Below are 20224 nucleotides of genomic sequence, written 5' to 3'. Positions count from 1 at the left end.
GACCTTAAAGTCCGGAACCTACATTAAAATAGACCGCCTGTTCATGCTCGCTGAAGGCGATATCTATCCCCGTATGTAATCCATACTGGCGCGCTATCAGGTAACGAAAACCTGTCCCCCACGCCACTTCTGTCTGGTCCCACAATGCATGCGCCTCATCGGCTGCGCTGCCAACGCCAACAAATCCTTGCAGGATCCAGCGCGGCGTAAACTCCCAGGCAAGCTGGGTTTGTGCGGTCGTCACGTAATCGCCCTGATAGCGGTAACGAGAGATGCCGCGTAATTCGATATAAGGACGCGCCATTGGCGTCAGGCGATTATCGTGGTGGGTTAATGACTGGTAGTTACCGGCGACGGCGAGCGTTAACGTGCGGCTCAGCGGGAAAAAGTATTTCCCGTCTAAAGAGAACTGGTTGTAGTGATAATCGCCGCCTAACAATGAGCGGTAGAACCGGTACTCTCCCTGCACCGATAACCCTTTCTTAGGATAGAAAAAATTATCCGTCGTGTCATATTCAGCCACCACCCCTAAAGCCGACGACGTGCTCTCCTGGCCGAACACCTGCTGCCAGACCCGATTGACCACCGGGTTTTCGGCTGAAATATCGGTTTTCGCGTAAACCTGAGAAGCCCCGACAAACACCGGCGAATCGCCGACGCGGAACAGCAGCTTCTGTAGCCCGCCGTAGCCTTTGGTTTGTGAGTGAATGGCCTTATTTGTATCAAAATGACTTAAGCCGTCGCCGTAGATATCGAGTTTGATATTGGCGTAGCCCATCATCACCAGGTAACGAATGTGGTCGTCATTCCAGGTATGGCGATGGCCGCCGCCGACAAACCAGGTGCCGTTCTGCGTCGCGCCGCCGCCAAAAGCGGTCATCGGTGGGGGAATAAAATTATCCCCTTTGTGGGTGCCTTTACCGTGTAAAAAGAGGCCAAACAAACCGCCGCCGTAGCCCACCGCCGGCTCGGTGATGACCATCGGCACCGGAAGAAATCCGTACTGGTTGTCCTGCAGGTAGTGGCTCATGTCCACCATGCCATCTTCAGGATCAAACAGACTGCTCGCCATAGCAGGAATAGAAAGCGGCCCGATAAGCGCTAGCAGTAAGGTTGAAAGCGGAAACTTCATGCACTCTCCGGGGATAAGATGGATTCTGAACACCCAGGTAACTGAAGAATAATGGGTTTCAGATAGCAAAAATATATCCTATGGCGCCCTGAACTACCAATTTTCGGTTACAGGTTTTCTTTAATTTTGGACAAAATAAGGAGATTTAGCACACAAATTGCTAACAAAAGTTAACGGGAATATGCAACGAGCGAGGCGAATTGTCGTTGCCAGGCTGTGTGACGTTGTCACTTATGTGGCCACTTTTCAGCGATGAACCAGGGGATTGTAATCAAAAAGTGAATGCCGTATAACATGGCGCAACCGAGGGGTGTCCCGTGAGGGCTGAGATGGCGTAAGCCGAACCCTTTGAACCTGATCTGGGTCATGCCAGCGAAGGGACGGGTCGGCAATTTTGCCACGCTACCGCCATTGCCTGTTCATACTTCCGCACGCCCGGATCTCCCCTTACTCAGGAGGTCCTGTGATTCTTCCCCTCTTCACCCAGGGTATTTATGGTCGTCTGCGCCAGCAGGCAGGAGACGACTGGACACACTACGTCGCGCACCCTTTTGTTCGCCAGCTTGCTGACGGCTCCCTGCCCGAACCGGCCTTCCGCCGCTATCTGACCCAGGACTATCTGTTCCTGATCCACTTTGCCCGCAGCTATGCCCTGCTGGTCAGCAAACTGCGCACATTGCCGGAGATGCGCGCCGCGTCCGCCTCACTGAACGCTATTCTCGGCGAACTGCCGCTGCATGTCGGCTATTGCGCCTGCTGGGGACTGGACGAAGCGCTGATGGCCGCCGAGCGCGAAGCCCCTGAAACGGTGAACTACACCCGCTACGTACTGGATATTGGCCATTCCGGCGATGCGCTGGATCTTCTGGTGGCGCTGATGCCCTGCGTCGCCGGCTACGCGGAGATTGGCCTCGGGTTACTGCACGACCCGGAAACCCGCTTTACCGATAACCCTTACGCATCGTGGATCCGCAACTACGGCGACGCTGGCTATCTCGACGGCGTCACTGCCGCCATGGGTCTGCTGGAAACCCTGTGGCAACAGCGCGGCGCCGAATCGCGCTTTGCGGAACTGAGCGAAATCTTCGCCACCGCAACAAGGCTGGAAGCCAACTTCTGGCAAATGGGGCTGAATGCCACCACGGAGGCTACGGCGTGACAGCCCCGACCCTTCATGTCCGGGATCTGAGCCTGCAGTTCGGCACGCGGATGATTTTCGCCGATCTGTCGTTCGATCTTCCTGGCGGGCAGTGGACCTCGCTGCTGGGGGCCAGCGGCGCGGGTAAAACCAGCCTGCTGCGGATTATCGCCGGACTGGCCTCGCCGACTCACGGGCGGGTTTACGCCAGCGACGGCGAACCGCTCGGTCATCGCCTGGCGTGGATGGGGCAAAAAGATCTGCTGTATCCCTGGCTGAGCGTGCGTGAGAACGTCGCGTTAGGGGCCAGGCTACGCGGAGAGCGCACCGACACGCCGCGCGTGAACCGCCTGTTAGAACAGGTTGGGCTCAGCCACTGCGCCGACGATCGCCCCGCTGCGCTCTCCGGCGGCATGCGTCAGCGGGCGGCCCTGGCACGCACCTTATACGAAGACCGCCCGCTGGTGCTGATGGATGAACCCTTTTCCGCGCTGGATACCATTACCCGCACGCGCATTCAGACGCTGGCGGCGGAGCTGCTGGTTGATCGCACCGTGGTGCTGATCACGCACGACCCGATGGAAGCCTGCCGGCTGAGCCATCGGCTGCTGGTGCTCTCTCCCGCGGCGGGCGGCATGGACGATTCACATCATCTGGCGGGAGTCCCGCCCCGCGCGCCGGACGATTCTGTGCTGCTGAGCAGCCAGGCCGAACTGCTGCAACAGCTGATGAGGGCCAACGGATGAGCGGCAAACTGTTTCGCGGCGGCGTGGTGTTCTGTGGCCTGCTGCTGCTGTGGTGGCTGGCAAGCCGCAGCGGTATCCCGGCGTTCCTGCTGCCGTCACCGGCGGCGGTGGCCGAAGCCCTGTGGGTTAATCGCAGCTGGCTGAGCGGGCACACCCTGGTCACCCTCAGCGAGATCCTCAGCGGCCTGGTGCTTGGCGTGCTGCTCGGGGTGGTGCTGGCCCTGTGCATGATCGTCTCGCCACGACTGCAGCGCTGGCTGATGCCGCTGGTGCTGACCAGCCAGGCCATTCCGGTCTTCGCCCTCGCCCCGCTGCTGGTGCTGTGGTTTGGCTTCGGGATGAGCGCCAAAGTCATGATGGCGGTGCTGGTGATCTTCTTCCCGGTGACCTCGGCCTTCTTTGACGGCCTGCGGCGGGTCAATCATGACTATCTCGATCTGGCCCGCACCATGGGCGCCTCTTTCGGCGCGCAGCTGCGTCACGTGCGCCTGATGGCGGCGCTGCCGGCGCTCGGCTCGGGTCTGCGGATGGCCGCCGCCGTCGCGCCAATCGGCGCGATCATCGGTGAATGGGTCGGGTCGGCGGAAGGCCTCGGCTACGTGATGCTCAACGCCAATGCGCGCATGCAGACCGACGTCTGTTTTGCCGCCCTGTTTATTTTAGTGCTGCTGACGGTCCTGCTGTGGCTGGCGGTAGATGCCTTTTTACACCGGCTGATTAACTGGTCGCCGGAATGATGACCGACACGGAAACAAGGAATAGCCATGAATAAATCGATGTTCGCCGGATTGACCTTCAGCGCCCTGCTCAGCGGGCAGGCCGTCGCTAACGAAAAGCTGACGCTGGTGCTGGACTGGTACATCAACCCGGACCACGCCCCGATTATGGTGGCAGAGCAGATTGGCGCGTTCAAAGCCCAGGGGCTGGACGTCAAGATCGTTCCGCCGTCCGATCCGGCGCTGCCGCCGCGTCTGGTGGCAGCAGGCCAGGCGGACCTGGCGATAACCTATCAGCCGCAGGTGCACTTCTTCGCCGATGAAGGGCTGCCGCTGGTTCGGGTCGGCACGCTAATTGACTCGCCGTTAAACACGGTGATCGCCCTTGATAAAAGCATCAAAACCCCGGCCGACCTGAAGGGCAAAAAGGTCGGGTACTCGGTGAGCGGCATCGAGCAGGCGACGCTGGCGACCATGGCGCAGAACGCCCATATCGACCCGAAAAGCATCAGCCTGATCAATGTTAACTTCCAGCTGACCAGCGCCCTGCTGGCGGGCCAGGTTGATGCGGTGATTGGCGGCTACCGTAATATAGAAGCGCTGGAGCTGAAACTGCAGGGCAAAGCGCCGCAGGTGATGAACGTCGAAGATTTCGGCGTCCCGGCCTATGACGAACTGGTGATTGTCGCCAATCGCGACCAGGTGCACGCGGCGAAAATCAAAAAGTTCCTCGTGGCGTTACAACAGGGTGTGAGCTATCTGCGCGCCCATCCGCAGGAGACCTGGCAGACCTTTGCCGCCGCCCACCCGGAGCTCAACACCGAACTGAACAAGCAGGCCTGGATACAAACGGTGCCGCTGTTTGCCGATCATCCGGCGGCGCTGGATAAGTCGCGCTATGAAGCTTACGAACAGTTTTTATATAACAACAAGTTGCTCAAAAAAATCACACCTTTGAGCAATTATGCGGTTGAACTGCAGTGAGTCACCCTACCGCTGACGGAACTTTTTCCGTCAGCAAACCCAACGAAGCGGTAATTACCACCTGCTGATTTGCTTACCAGAAATTACACTTTTATTGCTTTTTTTATAATCAAATTAAACCATATGAATCATATGTTTATAGGTTAAATCAGCAACGTAAAAATAACGTAAAAATAACGCAATCAATAAAACATTGAATGCAAATTTAAAAAGCCATATATTGTGCGCGCTTTATGAATGGCGATTCATTTTCTTAAACCAATTATTCAACCAGAGCTCAACCGTAGCGCTGGTTGTGGGAGTGATATGATGACGGATAAAGTCCGTATTGATACTTTAAGTGCAGATTTATTGGACGCTAACAACGAAACCTTTTTGGCCCGTCAGGCTGAATTCGAATCGAACGTCAGGAGTTACCCACGTAAGCTGCCGCTGGCGATTGCTAAAGCGGAAGGTGTGTGGTTAACCGATGCGGATAACAAACAGTACCTGGATTGTCTTGCCGGTGCTGGGACCCTGGCCCTTGGCCACAACCACCCTGATGTGCTGCAAAGCATCCAAAGTGTCATTACCAGCGGCTTGCCGTTACATACTCTCGATCTGACCACCCCGTTAAAAGATCGCTTCTCCGAATACCTGCTCTCTTTGCTGCCTGGCGAAGGGAAAGAATATTGCCTGCAGTTCACCGGCCCGTCCGGCGCTGACGCCGTGGAAGCGGCCCTGAAGCTGGCGAAAAAATACACCGGTCGTTCTTCCGTTATCAGCTTCTCCGGCGGCTATCACGGGATGACCCACGGTGCGCTGTCGGTGACCGGTAACCTGTCACCGAAAGAAGCCGTTAACGGCATGATGCCGGAAGTGCAGTTTATGCCGTATCCGCACCAGTACCGTTGCCCGCTGGGTATCGGCGGTGAGGCTGGCGTTAAAGCCCTGACCTACTACTTCGAAAACCTGATTAACGACGTGGAAAGCGGCGTGCGTAAACCGGCGGCGGTGATCCTTGAAGCCGTTCAGGGTGAAGGCGGCGTGAACCCGGCTCCGGTCGAGTGGCTGCAGCGCATCCGTAAAGTGACTCAGGAACACGGCATTCTGCTGATCATCGACGAAGTTCAGGCTGGCTTTGCCCGTACCGGTAAACTGTTTGCCTTCGAACACGCCGGCATCGAGCCGGACATCATTGTGATGTCAAAAGCCGTCGGCGGCGGTCTGCCGCTGGCCGTTCTGGGTATCAAGAAACAGTTTGATGCCTGGGAACCTGGTCACCACACCGGCACCTTCCGCGGCAACCAGCTGGCGATGGCAACCGGCCTGACCACCCTGCGTCACCTGAAAGATAACAACATTGCTGGCAAAGTGGCGGCACAGGGCGAGTGGCTGAAAGGCAAACTGGCCGAGATGCAGAAACGCTACCCGGTGATGGGCCACATTCGCGGTCTGGGCCTGATGATCGGTATTGAGATCGTTAACCCGAACGAAGCACAGGATCACATGGGCTGCTACCCGGCTGACGGCGCGCTGTCTGCCCTGCTGCAGAAGAAATGCTTCGAAGCGGGCCTGATCCTTGAGCGCGGCGGTCGCGGTGGCTGCGTACTGCGCCTGCTGCCGTCCCTGCTGATCAGCGACGCTGAGCTCGGGATTTTCCTCGACAAATTTGAACAGGCCATGCTGGCCGCCGGTGTAAAACCGGTCTGAATGGAGCGAATGACCGCAATGTCCAAATTGAATCCGATCCTTGCCGGTTCGCCGCAAAGTATTGAGGCCTACCAGCAGGTTATCAACCAGACCAGCCAGGCCGTCGCGCAGTGGCTACAGCAGCCTGAGATGTACCAAGGGAAAAGCGTCGCCGAACTGCGCGAGCGCATCACCCTTGAGTTCACCGAGCAGGGTCTGGGTAACCAGGCGGCGATTGAACGTGCGATCGAGTACTTCCTGAAAGACAGCCTGTCGGTACACCACCCGCAGTGCGTGGCGCACCTGCATTGCCCAAGCCTGGTGGTAAGCCAGGCGGCGGAAGTGCTGATCAACGCCACCAACCAGAGTATGGACTCCTGGGACCAAAGCCCGTCGGCCACCATGATCGAGATGAAGCTGATCGAATGGCTGCGTGCCCGGGTGGGTTACCAGTCAGGCGACGCCGGCGTCTTCACCAGCGGCGGCACCCAGAGCAACCTGATGGGCCTGATGCTGGCGCGTGATGCGTTCTTTGCACGTCAGGGCCACTCGATCCAGCAGGATGGTCTGCCTGGCGATATTCGTCAGTACAAAGTGCTGTGTTCTGAAAACGCCCACTTCTCGGTGCAGAAGAACATGGCGCTGATGGGCCTCGGCTACCGTTCCGTCACGCTGGTCAAAACTGACCGCTTTGCGCGCATGGACGTCGAAGACCTGAAAGCGAAAATCGCCGAAGCGCAGGCCAACGGTGAGCAGATCATGGCTATCGTCGCAACGGCCGGTACCACCGACGCCGGTGCTATCGACCCGCTGCGCACCATTGCTGGTATTGCGGCAGAGCATCAGATCTGGCTGCACGTCGATGCGGCATGGGGCGGCGCGCTGCTGCTGTCCGAGCAGTATCGCGATTATCTGGACGGCATTGAGTGTGTGGATTCCATTACCCTGGACTTCCACAAGCAGTTCTTCCAGACCATCAGCTGCGGCGCGTTCCTGTTAAAAGATCCGCGTCACTACGAGCTGATGCGCTACCAGGCGGCCTATCTGAACTCCGAGTTCGATGAAGAGCATGGCGTGCCGAATCTGGTCTCCAAATCGCTGCAGACCACCCGCCGCTTCGATGCCCTGAAGCTGTGGATGGGCCTGGAAGCGCTGGGTCAGAAACAGTACGCCGAAATTATCGATCATGGTGTCACCATGGCGAAGCGCGTTGCGGAGTACGTCGCGGCCCAGCCTACGCAGGAGCTGGTGATGGAACCGCAGCTGGCAAGCGTACTGTTCCGTTCACGTCCGCAGCAGATGGCCGGCAGCGATGCCGCCGCCATTGCCCTGCTGAACCAACGTGTCGGCGACGCGCTGCTTGATTCCGGCCGGGCCAACGTCGGCGTGACCGAGCACAACGGCGTGACCTGTCTGAAGCTGACGCTGCTGAACCCGATTGTCACTCTGGATGACGTGAAGGTTCTGCTGGATCTGGTTGAGCGCACCGCGCAGGAGCTGCTGGCGAAATAAGGGGTCACCGAATGCCTGGCATTCGAGCCTGATGTCGCAGCAGCGTACAAAAAGCCGATAACTGTGGTTATCGGCTTTTTTATGTCTGAAATACAACGTGACATCGTCACATATTTTCAGCTTCTGGCCTCCTGCAACAGCTGCTGGATAACCTGCTCCTGCCGGGCGTAATCCCCCTCGCCAAATGCGGTGTAGCGCAGCTGACCATGGGCATCAAACAGATAATGGGCCGGCCAGTACTGATTACCGAAGGCATTCCAGATGGCATAGCCGTTATCCGCCACCACCGGATAGGTAATGTGCCATTGCGCAACCGCCTGACGCAGCGCCGGCAGTGAACGTTCCCACGGGTATTCCGGCGTATGTACCCCAACCACCACCAGGCCCTCGGCGCGATATTTGTTAGCCCACTCGCCCACGTGCGGCAGCGTGTGCTGACAGTTAATACAGTCCCGGGTCCAGAAGTCGATCAGCACCACCTTCCCTTTCAGATCTTCCGGGCGCAGCGGCGGACTGTTGATCCACCCGCTTCCTCCGGCCAGCGACGGTAACGCGCTGGAAGGCGGCGGCGCGACGGGTTGCAGTACCGCCGCCGGCTGGACCGTCGGTAGACCGGCGCTCAGCCGCTGCTCCAGCGCCTGAGTCAGGCCGCTGGCCCCTTGCAGGTAGCGATCTGCCCCGCTGGCAATGAGCGTCACCGACGCGAGGATCGCCACTCCCGCCACCTGCCGCAGCCGCTGGCTGAACGCCAGTCCGTGCTGCAGACGCGCCACCAGTCGCGAACCAAACCACCCCAGGAGCGCCAGCATCAGCGCACAGCCGCAGCCGTAAGCCGCCAGCAGGACCCCGGTGGTGACCGAACTGCCGCTGAGAAAGCCAACGCTGAGGATCGCCCCCAGCACCGGACCGGCGCAGGGCGCCCACAGCAGGCCGATGGCCAGCCCTGCCAGCAGGGCCGAGGCGCCACCCGTCTGGCGATAGCTGCGATCGTTTATTCGATTACCCAACGCCACTAGCGGCGCGCTCAGGCGCTGGGCGAGGCCGGTCGACAGCAGACTCAGGCCGACCAGCGCCAGGAACAGCAACGCCAGCCAGCGCCCCACCACGGTCAGGGTCACCACCCAGCTGCTGGTGACGGTCACCAGCAGCGATACGCCGGTAAACATCAGCACCATACCGCCGAGAGTCAGCAGCAGATACCAGCGTTTCCCGCGCAGGCTGGCAAAAATAAGCGGAATGACCGGTAAGGTACAGGGACTCAGCAGCGTCAGCATGCCGCCGAAAAAAGCGATTAGCACAGACATCATCTTCACCTCATCATCAACGCGTGGCCGGAAGTGGCTACGGGCCCATTACAGCAGGCGGATGTCGTGGCAATGTGTCTGAAATCATGGGGTATTGTCAGCTCAGGTATCGCTTTCCACGGGAGATACAGAAGGATACAAAGCGGCGGCGTCGAGGCGCAGGCTGACCTCAAGCCCGCCCTGCTCACGGTTGCGCAGTGTCAGGGTTCCCTGCATCTGGCTCGCCAGATGCGCGGCAATCGCCAGCCCTAACCCGGTACCGCCGGTATCGCGGTTGCGCGAGTTTTCCAGGCGATAAAACGGCTGCAGCACAGCATCGAGATACGCCTCCGGGATCCCCGGACCGTTATCACAAACCGCAATAATCGCATCGCCGTTGTCGCTATAGTTCAGGGTAATCGCGACTGATTCGCCGAACTTTAAGCCATTATCGATCAGATTAGTCATAATCCGCCGCAGCGCCTGCGGCGCGACCCGCACCGGCGCATCACCCGCGGCAGGCGTAAAAGTTACCGGCCTGCCGACGTCGGAATAGTCCAGCGCAATACTGTCGAGGAACGCATTCAGGCTCAGGTTCTGACGCTTCTCCTCCAGCGGCTGCGCCGAACGGGCAAAGGCGATGCCTTCCCTGACCAGACGGCTCATATTATCGAGATCCTGCAGCAGCTTATCGCGCAGCTCCGGCGCGTCGGCCATTTCTACCCGCAGCTTCATGCGGGTAATCGGGGTCTGGAGATCGTGGGAGATGGCCGCGAGGATCCGCGCCCGCTCCTGAAGATGGTCGTGGATCCGCGTCTGCATCGCATTAAACGCCCGGGCGGCGTGCTGCACTTCCAGCGGCCCCTGCTCCGCCATCATTCCCGGAGTGCTGTCCGCCGGTTCAAGGGCATCAATCGCCCGGGTAAAACGGGTCATCGGGCTGACCACCTGACGCACGGCATACCACGTGCAGGCCAGCAGCAGCACAAACTGAGCGAACAGCACCGCCGGGAGCCAGCGGGCGATGGCCGGTAAGCGCGGCCACAGGTCGATACTCAACGGCGCGCCATCGTGGAGGATGACGTGCGCCTGAATGTGCTCTCGCGGGCCGGGCAGCGCCACAATACTAAGCGGATAGTGCCCGCTGAGCGCCTCCTGTAACGAACGTACCGCATCGCGGGAACGCCAGCTGGTGGGATATTCGCCGCTCGACCCGGCAGAGAGCTGATACCGGTAGTTACCCCGCGCCAGCCGTGCCAGCCAGTGCGGCCGCTCGGCAGCGGGCAGCCGGTCAAGGATCGCCACGCTGGTGGCCACATCGTATTCGAGGTTGCCCAGCATCACGTTGCGGGCGCTGCTCATCCGCTCATACAGCAATAGCGACAGCGTCAGGGCGTTAGTCAGGATCAGGGCGAGGAAAATCATCACCATCAGCCGGGCGCGCAGCGAGGCGGGCCACAGTTTCATTCCCGCGCCTCACGGATGGCCACCGGCACCGACAGTACATAGCCTTCGCTGCGTACGGTTTTGATATAGGCCGGTTCGCGGGCGTCCTCGCGTAGCCGCTGCCGCAAGCGGCTGACCAGCAAATCGATCGAGCGCTCAAACAGTTCTGCATCACGTCCCTGGGTCAGATTCAGCAATTGATCGCGGTTGAGCACCCGCTGCGGATGGTCGAGAAAAACCCGCAGCAGACGATACTCCGCCCCGCTGAGGGCCACAATGATGCCGTCGTGATCCAGCAGGTGACGTGCCGAGGTATCCAGCTGCCAGTCGCCGAAGGCGATCAGCCTGCCCGCTTCGGTAATTTGCAGATTGGGCGGCAGCGCGCGGGTGCGCCGCAGGATGGCTTTAATGCGCGCCAGCAGTTCACGGGCGACAAAGGGTTTAACCAGATAGTCATCGGCGCCCATCTCCAGCCCCAGAATACGATCGCTGTCATCGGCCCGCGCGGTCAGCATCAGCACCGGGATGTTGTGCTGACCGTCGTTGCGCAGTTGGCGGCAGAGGGTCAGGCCGTCGTCGCCGGGCAGCATAATATCCAGCACGATCAAATCTACATGCTGGCTGTGCAATACCGACCACATTGCCTTGCCGCTGGCGGCTCCGGTGGCGCGATAGCCTGACTTTTGCAAATAGTCGCTGAGCAGTTCGCGAATATCGCGGTCGTCATCGACAACTAAAATGTGGTCAATATGTTCCAATGCCGGCTCCATTCAGAATGAGTACAACTCAAAAAGAATATGCGTTGTTGCCGGAAGCGCAACCCTACGCCCCCGGCGCAGGGGCTACAAACGGTCGGCATCAATCACCGCTTGCGCAAAGTGCAGCGGATCTTCCTGAGGCGGGTTATGGCCGATGTTGCCGGTTAAGGTACGGTGCTGATATTTTCCGGTAAATTTCGCCCGATAGCTTTCCGGTTTCGGATGCGGCGCGCCGTTGTTGTCACCTTCAAGGGTGATGGTCGGCACGCTAATCGGCGGCAGCTGCGCCAGTTTTTGCTCATAGGCAGCATAGCGCGGTTCACTTTTATCGATCCCCAGCCGCCAGCGATAGTTACTCACCGTCACCGCGACATGGTCCGGGTTATCCAGCGCTTTGGCGCTGCGGGCGAATTCGGCGTTGCTGAATGTCCAGCCCGGCGAGGCCTGATGCCAGATCAGTTGCGCAAAGTCGTGAGTGTTCTGGCGATAGCCCGCCTCACCGCGCGCGGTGGCGAAATAAAACTGATACCACCATGACAGTTCCGCCTGCGGCGGCAGCGGTTTTTCACCCACCTGCTGGCTGCTAATCAGATACCCGCTCACCGAAACCAGCGATTTCACCCGCTCCGGCCACAGCGCCGCCACGATGTCCGCCGTCCGTGCGCCCCAGTCAAACCCGGCGAAATCGGCCTGTTTAATCTGCAGGGCATCCATCAGGTGAACAATATCTTCCGCCAGGGCCGAAGGCTGGCCGTTACGTGGCGTGCTGGCGGAGAGAAACTGCGTGCTGCCATAGCCGCGCAGGTAAGGCACGATCACCCGAAACCCTTTTTGCGCTAACGCCGGCGCCACCTTCTCGTAGCTATGGATATCATAGGGCCAGCCGTGCAGCAGGAATACCGGCTGACCATCGCGCGGGCCAATATCGACATAACCGACGTTCAGGTCGCCGGCCTTAATGTGTTGAATATGATTGAAGGCCTCGGCATCTTCCGCCGCACACACGCCAGCCGACCACAGCGCCGATAACGCCAGCATCAGCGCGCTACTTTTACGGAACAGAGATAATGTGTTCATCAGCAACCCCACCTGTTAACGGAGAAATAAGAGAGTACGCCAACAGTTAAGCAGGGTTTTGTATATGGCATATGGTGGAACAGGCGGGTTTTTGTATCACTGTGTAGAGCGCGGTACGCCAGATACAATGTGGTACAAAGCAGCGCTGAATCTATACCGAAGAGTGCCCGGCCAGAAGCTGACCGGGCGTTGGCGGGTTATTGCGCGTCGGCGCTGTCCACCTGCGGAACGTTAGGATCGGTCGCTGCATCAACGTTCGGGGCATTAGCCGGATCAAAGATGTGGTCGAGGATAGCGCGTGCCGTCGGTCCGGCTACCACGCCATCGCCGCCGCCGTTCTCCAGAATCAGCGCCATCGCCACCTTCGGATGCTGATACGGCGCAAACAAGGTGTAGAAGATATGGTCGCGCAGGCGCACCGGGATCATTTTGGCGTTGTAGGTCTGATTCTCTTTCAGGCTAAAGACCTGCGAGGTCCCGGATTTCGCCGCAATCTGATAGGGCGCGGTATGGAACAGTTTATAGCCGGTACCGTTCGGCAGGTTCGCCATCCCGTACATTCCGTTGCGCACGATGCCCCAGTACGGCGATTTCGGATCACCGACCTGCGGAGTATTCTCCGGCGGCTGATAGCGCTCGACTTTATTGCCCTGCTTCATCGAATAGAGCAGATGGGGATTTTTCACCTTCCCGTTGTTGATAAGCGTGGTCAGTGCTTTCACCATCTGGATCGGCGTGGCGATCCAGTACCCCTGGCCGATCCCCACCGAAATGGTATCCCCTTGATACCACGGCTTCTTGTGAACCCGCTGCTTCCATTCGCGGCTCGGCAGCACGCCGGCATACTCTTCATTCAAATCGATGCCGGTGGACTGACCGTAACCAAACTTACTTAACCAGCTATGGATCCGGTCGATACCCATTTCAAAGGCCACCTGATAGAAGAAGGTGTCGGCGGACTCTTCAATCGCTTTGGTGACGTTCAGCATCCCGTGGCCGCTTTTCAGCCAGTCACGATAGCGGCGTTGGGTACCGGGCAGCGTCCAGGTTGGCGCGCCAAAGAAGCTGGTGTTGGGGGTAATCACCCCGGCGGAGAGCGCCGAGAGCGCCATATAAGGTTTTACCGTTGACGCCGGGGGATACAGCCCCTGGGTGACGCGGTTGATCAACGGCCGATCCTGGTTATCGAGCAGCGAGCGATAGGCTTTATAACCAATGCCTTTAACAAAAGGATTCGGGTCGTAGCTGGGGCTGGAGACCATCGCCAGAACGCCGCCATCGCGCGGGTCGACGGCAACCACCGCCGCACGCTGGCCTTTCAGCACCCCTTCGATGTACTGCTGCAAATGCAGATCCAGCGTCAGATAGATATTCTTCCCGGCGACCGGCGGCACCTCTTTGAGCAGGCGCACGACGCGACCGTGGTTATCTACCTCCACTTCCTGATAGCCGGTGGTGCCATGCAGCTGCTGCTCGTAATAGCCTTCAATGCCCTGCTTGCCGATGTTATGGTCCGCGGCATAGTTCTCCGACTCGCCGTTTTTCGCCAGCCGCTGCAGGTCGCTGTCGTTGATTTTCGAGACATAGCCCACCACGTGGGCCAGCTGCGCGCCATAGGGATAATCGCGTTGCTGGTAATTCTCTACCGTCACGCCGGGAAAATGAAATTCGTTCACCGCAAAACGGGCCACTTCGACGTCGCTGAGATCCGACTTCAGGGTCACCGGCTTGTAGCGGCTGTTATGGTGCATATCATCGCGGAAGCTGGCGATATCGTCCGGGGTTAAATCGACAATCGGCGTTAAGGCGTTCAGCAGCGCGGTCATATCCGGGATTTTGCTGGGGATCACCTCTAAGCGATACAGGGTGATGTTCTGGACCAACGGGATACCGTTACGGTCGAAAATAAGCCCGCGGCTCGGCGCGATAGGCACCATTTTGATGTCATTCTGGTTCGATCGGGTCTGGTAAAAGTCATGCTGCTCAACCTGCAGGTGGTAGAGGTTAAAAATCAGCACGCCAAAACAGACCACAACCAGTAGAAATGCGACCACGGCTCGACGAATAAACAGCATCTCTTCTGCTGAGTGATCGCGTATTTCATCTCTCAATTGGCTCATTAACGGCAATTCACTTGAGTTTCAATGGAAGGCTAAAAAAAGAAAAAGCGCAGCAGGATAGCCTTATCAAGGCGTTAGCCCTACAGAAAGGTTGCTAATGATTTAGGAGAAATGTTTCAGCATGTTAAGCAGGCAGGAGAATAGCGCGCCGTCAGGTTGACAGTGTCACGTTAAAGCCCCTGCCTGATGAAGGCAGAGGCTTCGGAGATTACTGGCGGTTCAGCCAGGCGCGCCAGCCGCCAAACTCGGTGATATCGATGGCGCCCTGCAGGCCATAAGCCTCACAGATAAACCCGCTCAACCAGCGGCCATCCGCCAGCTCCACCTTCCCCAGCCCCAATGGGGCGGGAATGGCCGCCAGCAGCGAACCCAGCTCCGCAGAGGGCAGATCCCAGACTTCCACGGCAATCGCCGCGCCGCGGTCGTTATCCCGAACCATACCCGGACGTTTGCCGTCAGCCAGAGCGTACAGCCGGTAATGGGCGGCGCTTTGCGTCGCCGTTAGCAGCCGTCCGCCCCGCTCCCGCAGCTGGCCGTTCAGCGCCAGCCCGTCAAGATGAGCGCCGCACACCACCAGCGACAGACGATCGTGGCTGGCCTGGGTGCGCGGCAACGTGTCGGGGATCAGATGACCGCCAACCAGCGGTAGCGGCTGGATCCGCTGAAAGGCATCCGCCAGCCCGAGCAGGTACTGGTCGGTAAAGACCCGGCCAAACAGGGTCACGCCGGAGGGCAAGCCGTTATCCATAAAGCCGACCGGCACGTTGACCGCCGCGTAATCCAGCAGGTTCATAAAGTTGGTGTAGTAACCGAGGTCGGCATTGCGCTTCACCGGTTCGGCCTCCAGCTCCGCCAGGGTGACCGGGCGAGGATAGGTCGGCGTCAGCACGCAGTCCAGTCCCTCCAGCAGCGCATCGCACAGCGCCTTATAGGCCTGCAGCTGGTACATCGCTTCGAAGGTTGCTACCGCGTCGGTCTGCGGCGCTTTCGCCAGCACGTCGTGGATCACCGGCAGCACCGCCTCCGGCTGCTGTTCAATCAACGGCCCCACCACCGCATAGCGTTCCGCTACCCATGGCCCCTCATACAACAGGCGGGCGGCGTCGAGGAACGGCGTCATATCGAGACTGACCGGCACTCCGCCTAACGCCATCAACCGCGCTTTGGCCTGCATAAACAGCGCTTCGCTCTGCGGGCAGTCGAGGAAGTTCAGCGTCTGCGGAACCCCGAAGCGGAAACGGGCCGGCGGTGCGCCAAACGCCTGACGCCCGTTCCACTGCGGGTTACGGCGGCTGTAGGCATCCCGCGGGTCATATTGCGCGGTCAGCGCCAGCAGCTGGCTGGCCTCTTCAGCGGTAGCGGTCAGGAAGGTGGTGCAGTCCAGCGTCCGGCAGGCCGGGACCACCCCGGCGGTGGAGATCAGCCCCTTGCTGGCCTTCAGGCCAACCAGATTGTTCAGCGAAGCCGGTACCCGCCCGCTGCCTGCGGTGTCGGTGCCGAGGGCAAAACTGGCGACGCCCAGCGCCACCGCCAACGCCGACCCGGAGCTTGAACCACCAGACGGATAGTCCGCATGATAGGCATTGCGACAGCGTCCGTACGGCGAGCGGGTGCCGTTCAGGCCGGTAGCAAATTGGTCGAGGTTCGTTTTGCCGACCGGTATCGCGCCGAGGGCAATCAGCTGCGCCACGATGGTGGCATCCTCGGAGGCGGTGCGTGACCACGCCGGACAGGCGGCGGTGGTGGCGATCCCGGCCAGATCGATATTATCTTTGATGGCGAACGGCACGCCGTACAGCGGCAGCGTGTGCGGTTCAACGCCGTCGAGCGCCGCCAGCCACGGCTCCTGCTCCTCGGCCGTCAATATATGGATAAACAGCTGGTATTCCGGGTTCAGCGCTTGCGCCCGCTGGCGCAGGTTGGCCAGCAACTCGCGCGGCGTGAAATCCCCGCGTTGCCAGGCCTGCGCCAGACTGCTCAGGCGTAAATCAAAGGTCGGCTGGCTCATACTTTTTCCTCCAGAATCACCGCCACACGTTGCCCGGCGCGAACCGACGCCCCGGGTTGAACATTCACCTGCTGGATCACGCCATCGCACGGTGCCAGCAGCGGGATCTCCATCTTCATCGATTCCAGCACCAGCAGCACATCACCGGCGCGAACCCGACTGCCCGCCACGGTCTGCACCTGCCAGAGATTACCGGAGATCGGGCTTTCCACCCCCTGCTGTCCGCCCTGCAACGGCGCGTCGTCGCCCTCTTCGCTCAGCACTTCCTGGCTGTCGAAATGTGCCTGCCCGCTGGCGATCCAGCGATCGCGCTCTTCATTAAAGGCGCGCTGCTGATGCTCACGAAACGCCTCAATGCTTGTCGCCTCACGGGCCAGGAACTGCTGGTACTCCGCCAGACGCAGCGTGCTGTGTTCGATGCGCAGCGGATAGCGCCCCAGCGGGAAATCGCGGCGGATCTGCAGCAGTTCGTCGGCGGAGACCGGGTAAAAACGCAGCTGATCGAAGAAGCGCAGCAGCCACGGCTTACCGGCAAAATCGGCCACCTCGTGATAGCGATTCCACATCTGCAGCGTGCGGCCAACAAACTGGTAGCCGCCGGGGCCTTCCATACCGTAGACGCACAGATAAGCCCCGCCGATACCGACCGAGTTTTCCGCCGTCCAGGTGCGCGCCGGGTTGTATTTGGTGGTCACCAGCCGGTGACGCGGGTCGAGCGGCGTCGCCACCGGCGCACCAAGATAGACATCCCCCAGCCCCATCACCAGATAGCTGGCGTCGAATACCGTCTGCCACACCGCCTGCTCATCCGGCAGATCGTTGATCCGGCGGATGAATTCGAGGTTGCTCGGGCACCACGGCGCATCCCGGCGCACGGTGGTCATGTATTTATCGATGGCCTTGCGGCAGGCCGGGTCATCCCATGACAGCGGCAGATGCACTACCCGCGTCGGCACCTGCAGATCGTCGCTGACGCACACCGTGGCCCATTCGCTCGCCACCCACGCCAGCAGCGCGTCGAGAGTCAGGGTTTCCGGCTGGAAGTGGACCTGCAACGAGCGGATGCCCGGCGTCAGGTCGATCACCCCAGGGCGGGACTGGCCTTCCAGGGCCTGCATCAGGGCGTGAATGCGAAAACGTAGCACCAGATCCAGCTCCGGCTCCCCGGCTTCCAAAAGCAGGTGAGTATCGCCGGACAGTCGCGCCACCAGGCGTTTATCCGCCTCGCCGCAGCTCATCACAATCGGCGAACTCAGGGGCGCGGGTTGCCAGGCCACGTCGGCGGTCTCAAGGGTGGCCAGCTCCGCGTGGTAGCCCGCCGCCAGCTGACGGGCGGTAGGCAGATCCACCGCCACAAAGCGGACTTTATCGCCGGCTTTCAGCTGGCCGAGCTGCCACAGGTCGGCCTCAATGACCGTTACCGGGCAGACAAAGCCACCGAGGCTCGGCCCGTCTGGACCGAGGATCACCGGCATATCGCCGGTGAAATCCACCGCGCCGACGGCATAGGGGTTATCGTGAATATTCGACGGATGCAGCCCCGCTTCGCCGCCGCTGTCGCGCGCCCACAGCGGTTTCGGGCCAATCAGCCGCACCCCGGTGCGGCTGGAGTTAAAATGCACTTCCCAGTCGGTGGCGAAAAAGGTGTCGATATAGTCGGCGGCAAAAAACTCCGGCGCGCCGTGGGGGCCGTAGATAACCCGCAGCGTGCGGGTCTCGGCGAGAGGACGCGCCAGCGCGGCAGGCAGCGTGGCGTCCGGCACCGCCGGTGCATCCGCCGCGAGATGCAGCACATCCCCGCTGCGCAGCGCGCGTCCGGCATGACCGCCGAACTGCCCCAGCGTAAAGGTGCTTTTGCTGCCGAGATACTCGGGTACCTGCAGCCCGCCGCGCAGGCAGAGATAGCTGCGCACGCCGGCGTCGGCTACGGCGCCAATTTTCAAGGTCGCCCCGGCGGGAATGGTGAAGACCTGGTGCATCGCCTGGGCGACACCGTCCAACGTCACCACGATCTCTGCCCCGCAGACTACCGCCTGCGTCTGGCAGTTAAATTTCAGCGTCGGCCCGTTAAGGGTGATCTCCAGCGCCGCTTCGCCTTGCGGGTTGCCCAGCAGACGGTTGCCCAGACGCAGAGCCCGGTCGTCCATCGGCCCGGATGGCGGGACGCCAACCGCCCAGTAACCCAGGCGACCGGGATAATCCTGCACGCTGGTCTGCGTTCCGGCGCTGAGCACCTCGACGGTCGTGGCCCGGTAATGCAGCTGATCCAGGCAACGCGTCCAGGGCTCGCCATCGGCAAACGGCGCGAACGCCAGAATGTGTTGCAGGTACAACCGGTTAGTTTCGACGCCGTACAGCCGGGTCGCCGCCAGCGCCTGCGCCAGTTCAGCGATCGCCGTCTCACGGTCATCTGCACAGGCGATCACTTTTGCCAGCATCGGATCAAAGAAGGCCGGGACTTCGCACCCGGCTTCCACCCAGCGGTCGATACGCAGGGTCTTGCCATCCGCCGGTGGAAACACCACTTCGGTCAGCAGCCCCGGCGACGGCTGGAACTGGCGGCCCGGATCTTCGGCGTACACTCGCGCCTGAATCGCGTGGCCGCGTGGTTTCAGCCCGTCCAGCAACGTGGACAGCGGCGGTAAATCTCCGGCGGCGAGGGCAATCATCCAGCCCACCAGATCGACGCCCCAGACCTGTTCGGTGACGCCGTGCTCCACCTGCAGGCGGGTGTTCACTTCGAGAAAATAGAAACGCTGCGCCGCGCTGTCGTAGACAAACTCCACCGTCCCGGCGCTGCGGTAGTTCACTGCTTTACCGAGGGCAACCGCCGCATCACAGAGGGCCTGCGCCATGCCTTCCGGTAAGCCGGGCGCCGGGGTTTCTTCGATCACTTTCTGATTACGCCGTTGGATCGAACAGTCGCGTACCCCAAGGGCAATCACCTCGCCGCGGCCGTCGCCGAAGATCTGCACTTCCAGATGACGGGCGCGTTCAATGTATTTTTCGACGAACACGCCGGCATCGCTAAAGTTGTTCTTGCCGAGGCGCTGGACGGTTTCAAAGGCTTCCGCCAGTTCAGTGGCGTCATAGCACACCCGCATCCCGATCCCGCCGCCGCCGGCGGTGCTTTTCAACATCACCGGATAGCCGATAGTTTGTGCCGCGCGGCAGGCTTCATCGCTGTCGGCCAGCAGGCCGGTCCCTTCCAGCATCGGCACGCCCTGCGCTTTTGCCAGCGCCCGGGCGGTATGTTTCAGGCCAAAGGTTCGCAGCTGCTCCGGGGTCGGGCCGACAAACACCAGTCCGGCGGCTTCGCAGGCTTCGGCAAAGGCGGCGTTTTCCGACAAAAAACCATAACCGGGGTGAATCGCCTCGGCCCCGCTGTCGCGCGCCGCGGCAATGATCTTGTCGGTCACCAGATAGGTTTGCGCCGCCGGGCCGTCGCCAAGGCTAATGGCCCGATCGGCTTCGCGAATGTGCAGACTGCTCAGGTCCGCATCAGAATAGACCGCCACGCCTTTCACCTGCATGGCGCGTAAGGTGCGCAGAATGCGACAGGCAATGGCGCCACGGTTAGCAATTAATAAGGTCTTGAACATACACGGGACTCACATCGTGGCGGGTCGTCCC

14 protein-coding genes and 1 riboswitch are annotated in these 20224 nt (G+C 60.3%); of the genes, 6 read left to right on the top strand and 8 right to left on the bottom strand.

What is annotated here, in order from left to right; all coding sequences use genetic code 11:
- Positions 1-4 precede the first annotated feature (4 nt).
- Positions 5-1132: a BamA/TamA family outer membrane protein gene (locus EDF82_RS04025; RefSeq protein ID WP_123754314.1), complete on the bottom strand. Its 1128-nt coding sequence runs from the start codon at positions 1130-1132 to the stop codon at positions 5-7.
- Positions 1133-1428: 296 nt separating this feature from the next.
- Positions 1429-1530, top strand: a riboswitch (TPP riboswitch).
- A 65-nt stretch (positions 1531-1595) separates the two neighbouring features.
- Between EDF82_RS04025 and EDF82_RS04020 the strand changes: the two genes are divergently transcribed.
- The 6 genes from EDF82_RS04020 (at position 1596) to EDF82_RS03995 (ending at position 7899) form a co-directional block, all read left to right on the top strand.
- The gene (locus EDF82_RS04020) at positions 1596-2291 is read left to right on the top strand and encodes a TenA family protein (protein WP_123754313.1); all 696 of its coding nucleotides are present in this window, start codon (positions 1596-1598) and stop codon (positions 2289-2291) included.
- Positions 2288-3016 carry an ABC transporter ATP-binding protein gene (locus tag EDF82_RS04015; RefSeq protein ID WP_187042738.1) on the top strand — a complete coding sequence of 243 codons (729 nt, stop codon included), beginning with the start codon at positions 2288-2290 and terminating at the stop codon, positions 3014-3016. Before EDF82_RS04020 ends, EDF82_RS04015 begins: the two co-directional genes overlap by 4 nt.
- On the top strand, positions 3013-3753 hold the full coding sequence (locus tag EDF82_RS04010) for an ABC transporter permease (protein ID WP_123754312.1): 741 nt from the start codon (positions 3013-3015) through the stop codon (positions 3751-3753). The genes EDF82_RS04015 and EDF82_RS04010 overlap by 4 nt, the downstream gene beginning before the upstream one ends.
- Positions 3754-3780: 27 nt before the next feature.
- The gene (locus EDF82_RS04005; protein WP_123754311.1) at positions 3781-4716 is read left to right on the top strand and encodes an ABC transporter substrate-binding protein; all 936 of its coding nucleotides are present in this window, start codon (positions 3781-3783) and stop codon (positions 4714-4716) included.
- Positions 4717-5022: 306 nt separating this feature from the next.
- The gene (locus EDF82_RS04000; protein WP_123754310.1) at positions 5023-6408 is read left to right on the top strand and encodes a diaminobutyrate--2-oxoglutarate transaminase; all 1386 of its coding nucleotides are present in this window, start codon (positions 5023-5025) and stop codon (positions 6406-6408) included.
- Positions 6409-6417: 9 nt separating this feature from the next.
- Positions 6418-7899, top strand: coding sequence for an aspartate aminotransferase family protein (locus tag EDF82_RS03995; protein WP_199733660.1), 1482 nt, complete (start codon positions 6418-6420; stop codon positions 7897-7899).
- A gap of 116 nt (positions 7900-8015) precedes the next feature.
- On the opposite strand, the gene EDF82_RS03990 is transcribed toward EDF82_RS03995, so the two are convergent.
- From EDF82_RS03990 to uca, 7 genes are all read right to left on the bottom strand, one after another.
- Positions 8016-9203 carry a cytochrome c biogenesis protein/redoxin gene (locus EDF82_RS03990; RefSeq protein WP_123754309.1) on the bottom strand — a complete coding sequence of 396 codons (1188 nt, stop codon included), beginning with the start codon at positions 9201-9203 and terminating at the stop codon, positions 8016-8018.
- Between the two features lie 102 nt (positions 9204-9305).
- Positions 9306-10649, bottom strand: coding sequence for an ATP-binding protein (locus EDF82_RS03985; RefSeq protein WP_123754308.1), 1344 nt, complete (start codon positions 10647-10649; stop codon positions 9306-9308).
- Positions 10646-11386, bottom strand: a complete 741-nt coding sequence (locus EDF82_RS03980; RefSeq protein WP_123754307.1) for a response regulator — start codon at positions 11384-11386, stop codon at positions 10646-10648. Before EDF82_RS03980 ends, EDF82_RS03985 begins: the two co-directional genes overlap by 4 nt.
- 84 nt (positions 11387-11470) lie before the next feature.
- Complete coding sequence (locus EDF82_RS03975) at positions 11471-12463, bottom strand: alpha/beta hydrolase (RefSeq protein ID WP_123754306.1); 993 nt, start codon at positions 12461-12463, stop codon at positions 11471-11473.
- A gap of 197 nt (positions 12464-12660) precedes the next feature.
- The gene (gene mrdA / locus EDF82_RS03970) at positions 12661-14583 is read right to left on the bottom strand and encodes a penicillin-binding protein 2 (protein ID WP_187042741.1); all 1923 of its coding nucleotides are present in this window, start codon (positions 14581-14583) and stop codon (positions 12661-12663) included.
- A gap of 208 nt (positions 14584-14791) precedes the next feature.
- Positions 14792-16591, bottom strand: coding sequence for an allophanate hydrolase (gene atzF, locus EDF82_RS03965; RefSeq protein WP_123754304.1), 1800 nt, complete (start codon positions 16589-16591; stop codon positions 14792-14794).
- Positions 16588-20193, bottom strand: coding sequence for an urea carboxylase (uca, locus tag EDF82_RS03960; RefSeq protein ID WP_123754303.1), 3606 nt, complete (start codon positions 20191-20193; stop codon positions 16588-16590). The genes atzF and uca overlap by 4 nt, the downstream gene beginning before the upstream one ends.
- Positions 20194-20224 lie beyond the last annotated feature (31 nt).

Origin of the sequence: Klebsiella sp. BIGb0399, from assembly GCF_003752615.1 — a bacterium.
Lineage (GTDB): Bacteria > Pseudomonadota > Gammaproteobacteria > Enterobacterales > Enterobacteriaceae > Klebsiella > Klebsiella lignicola.
Note: the sequence above shows the minus strand (reverse complement) of the source record. Positions and strands in the feature narration are given on the sequence as shown.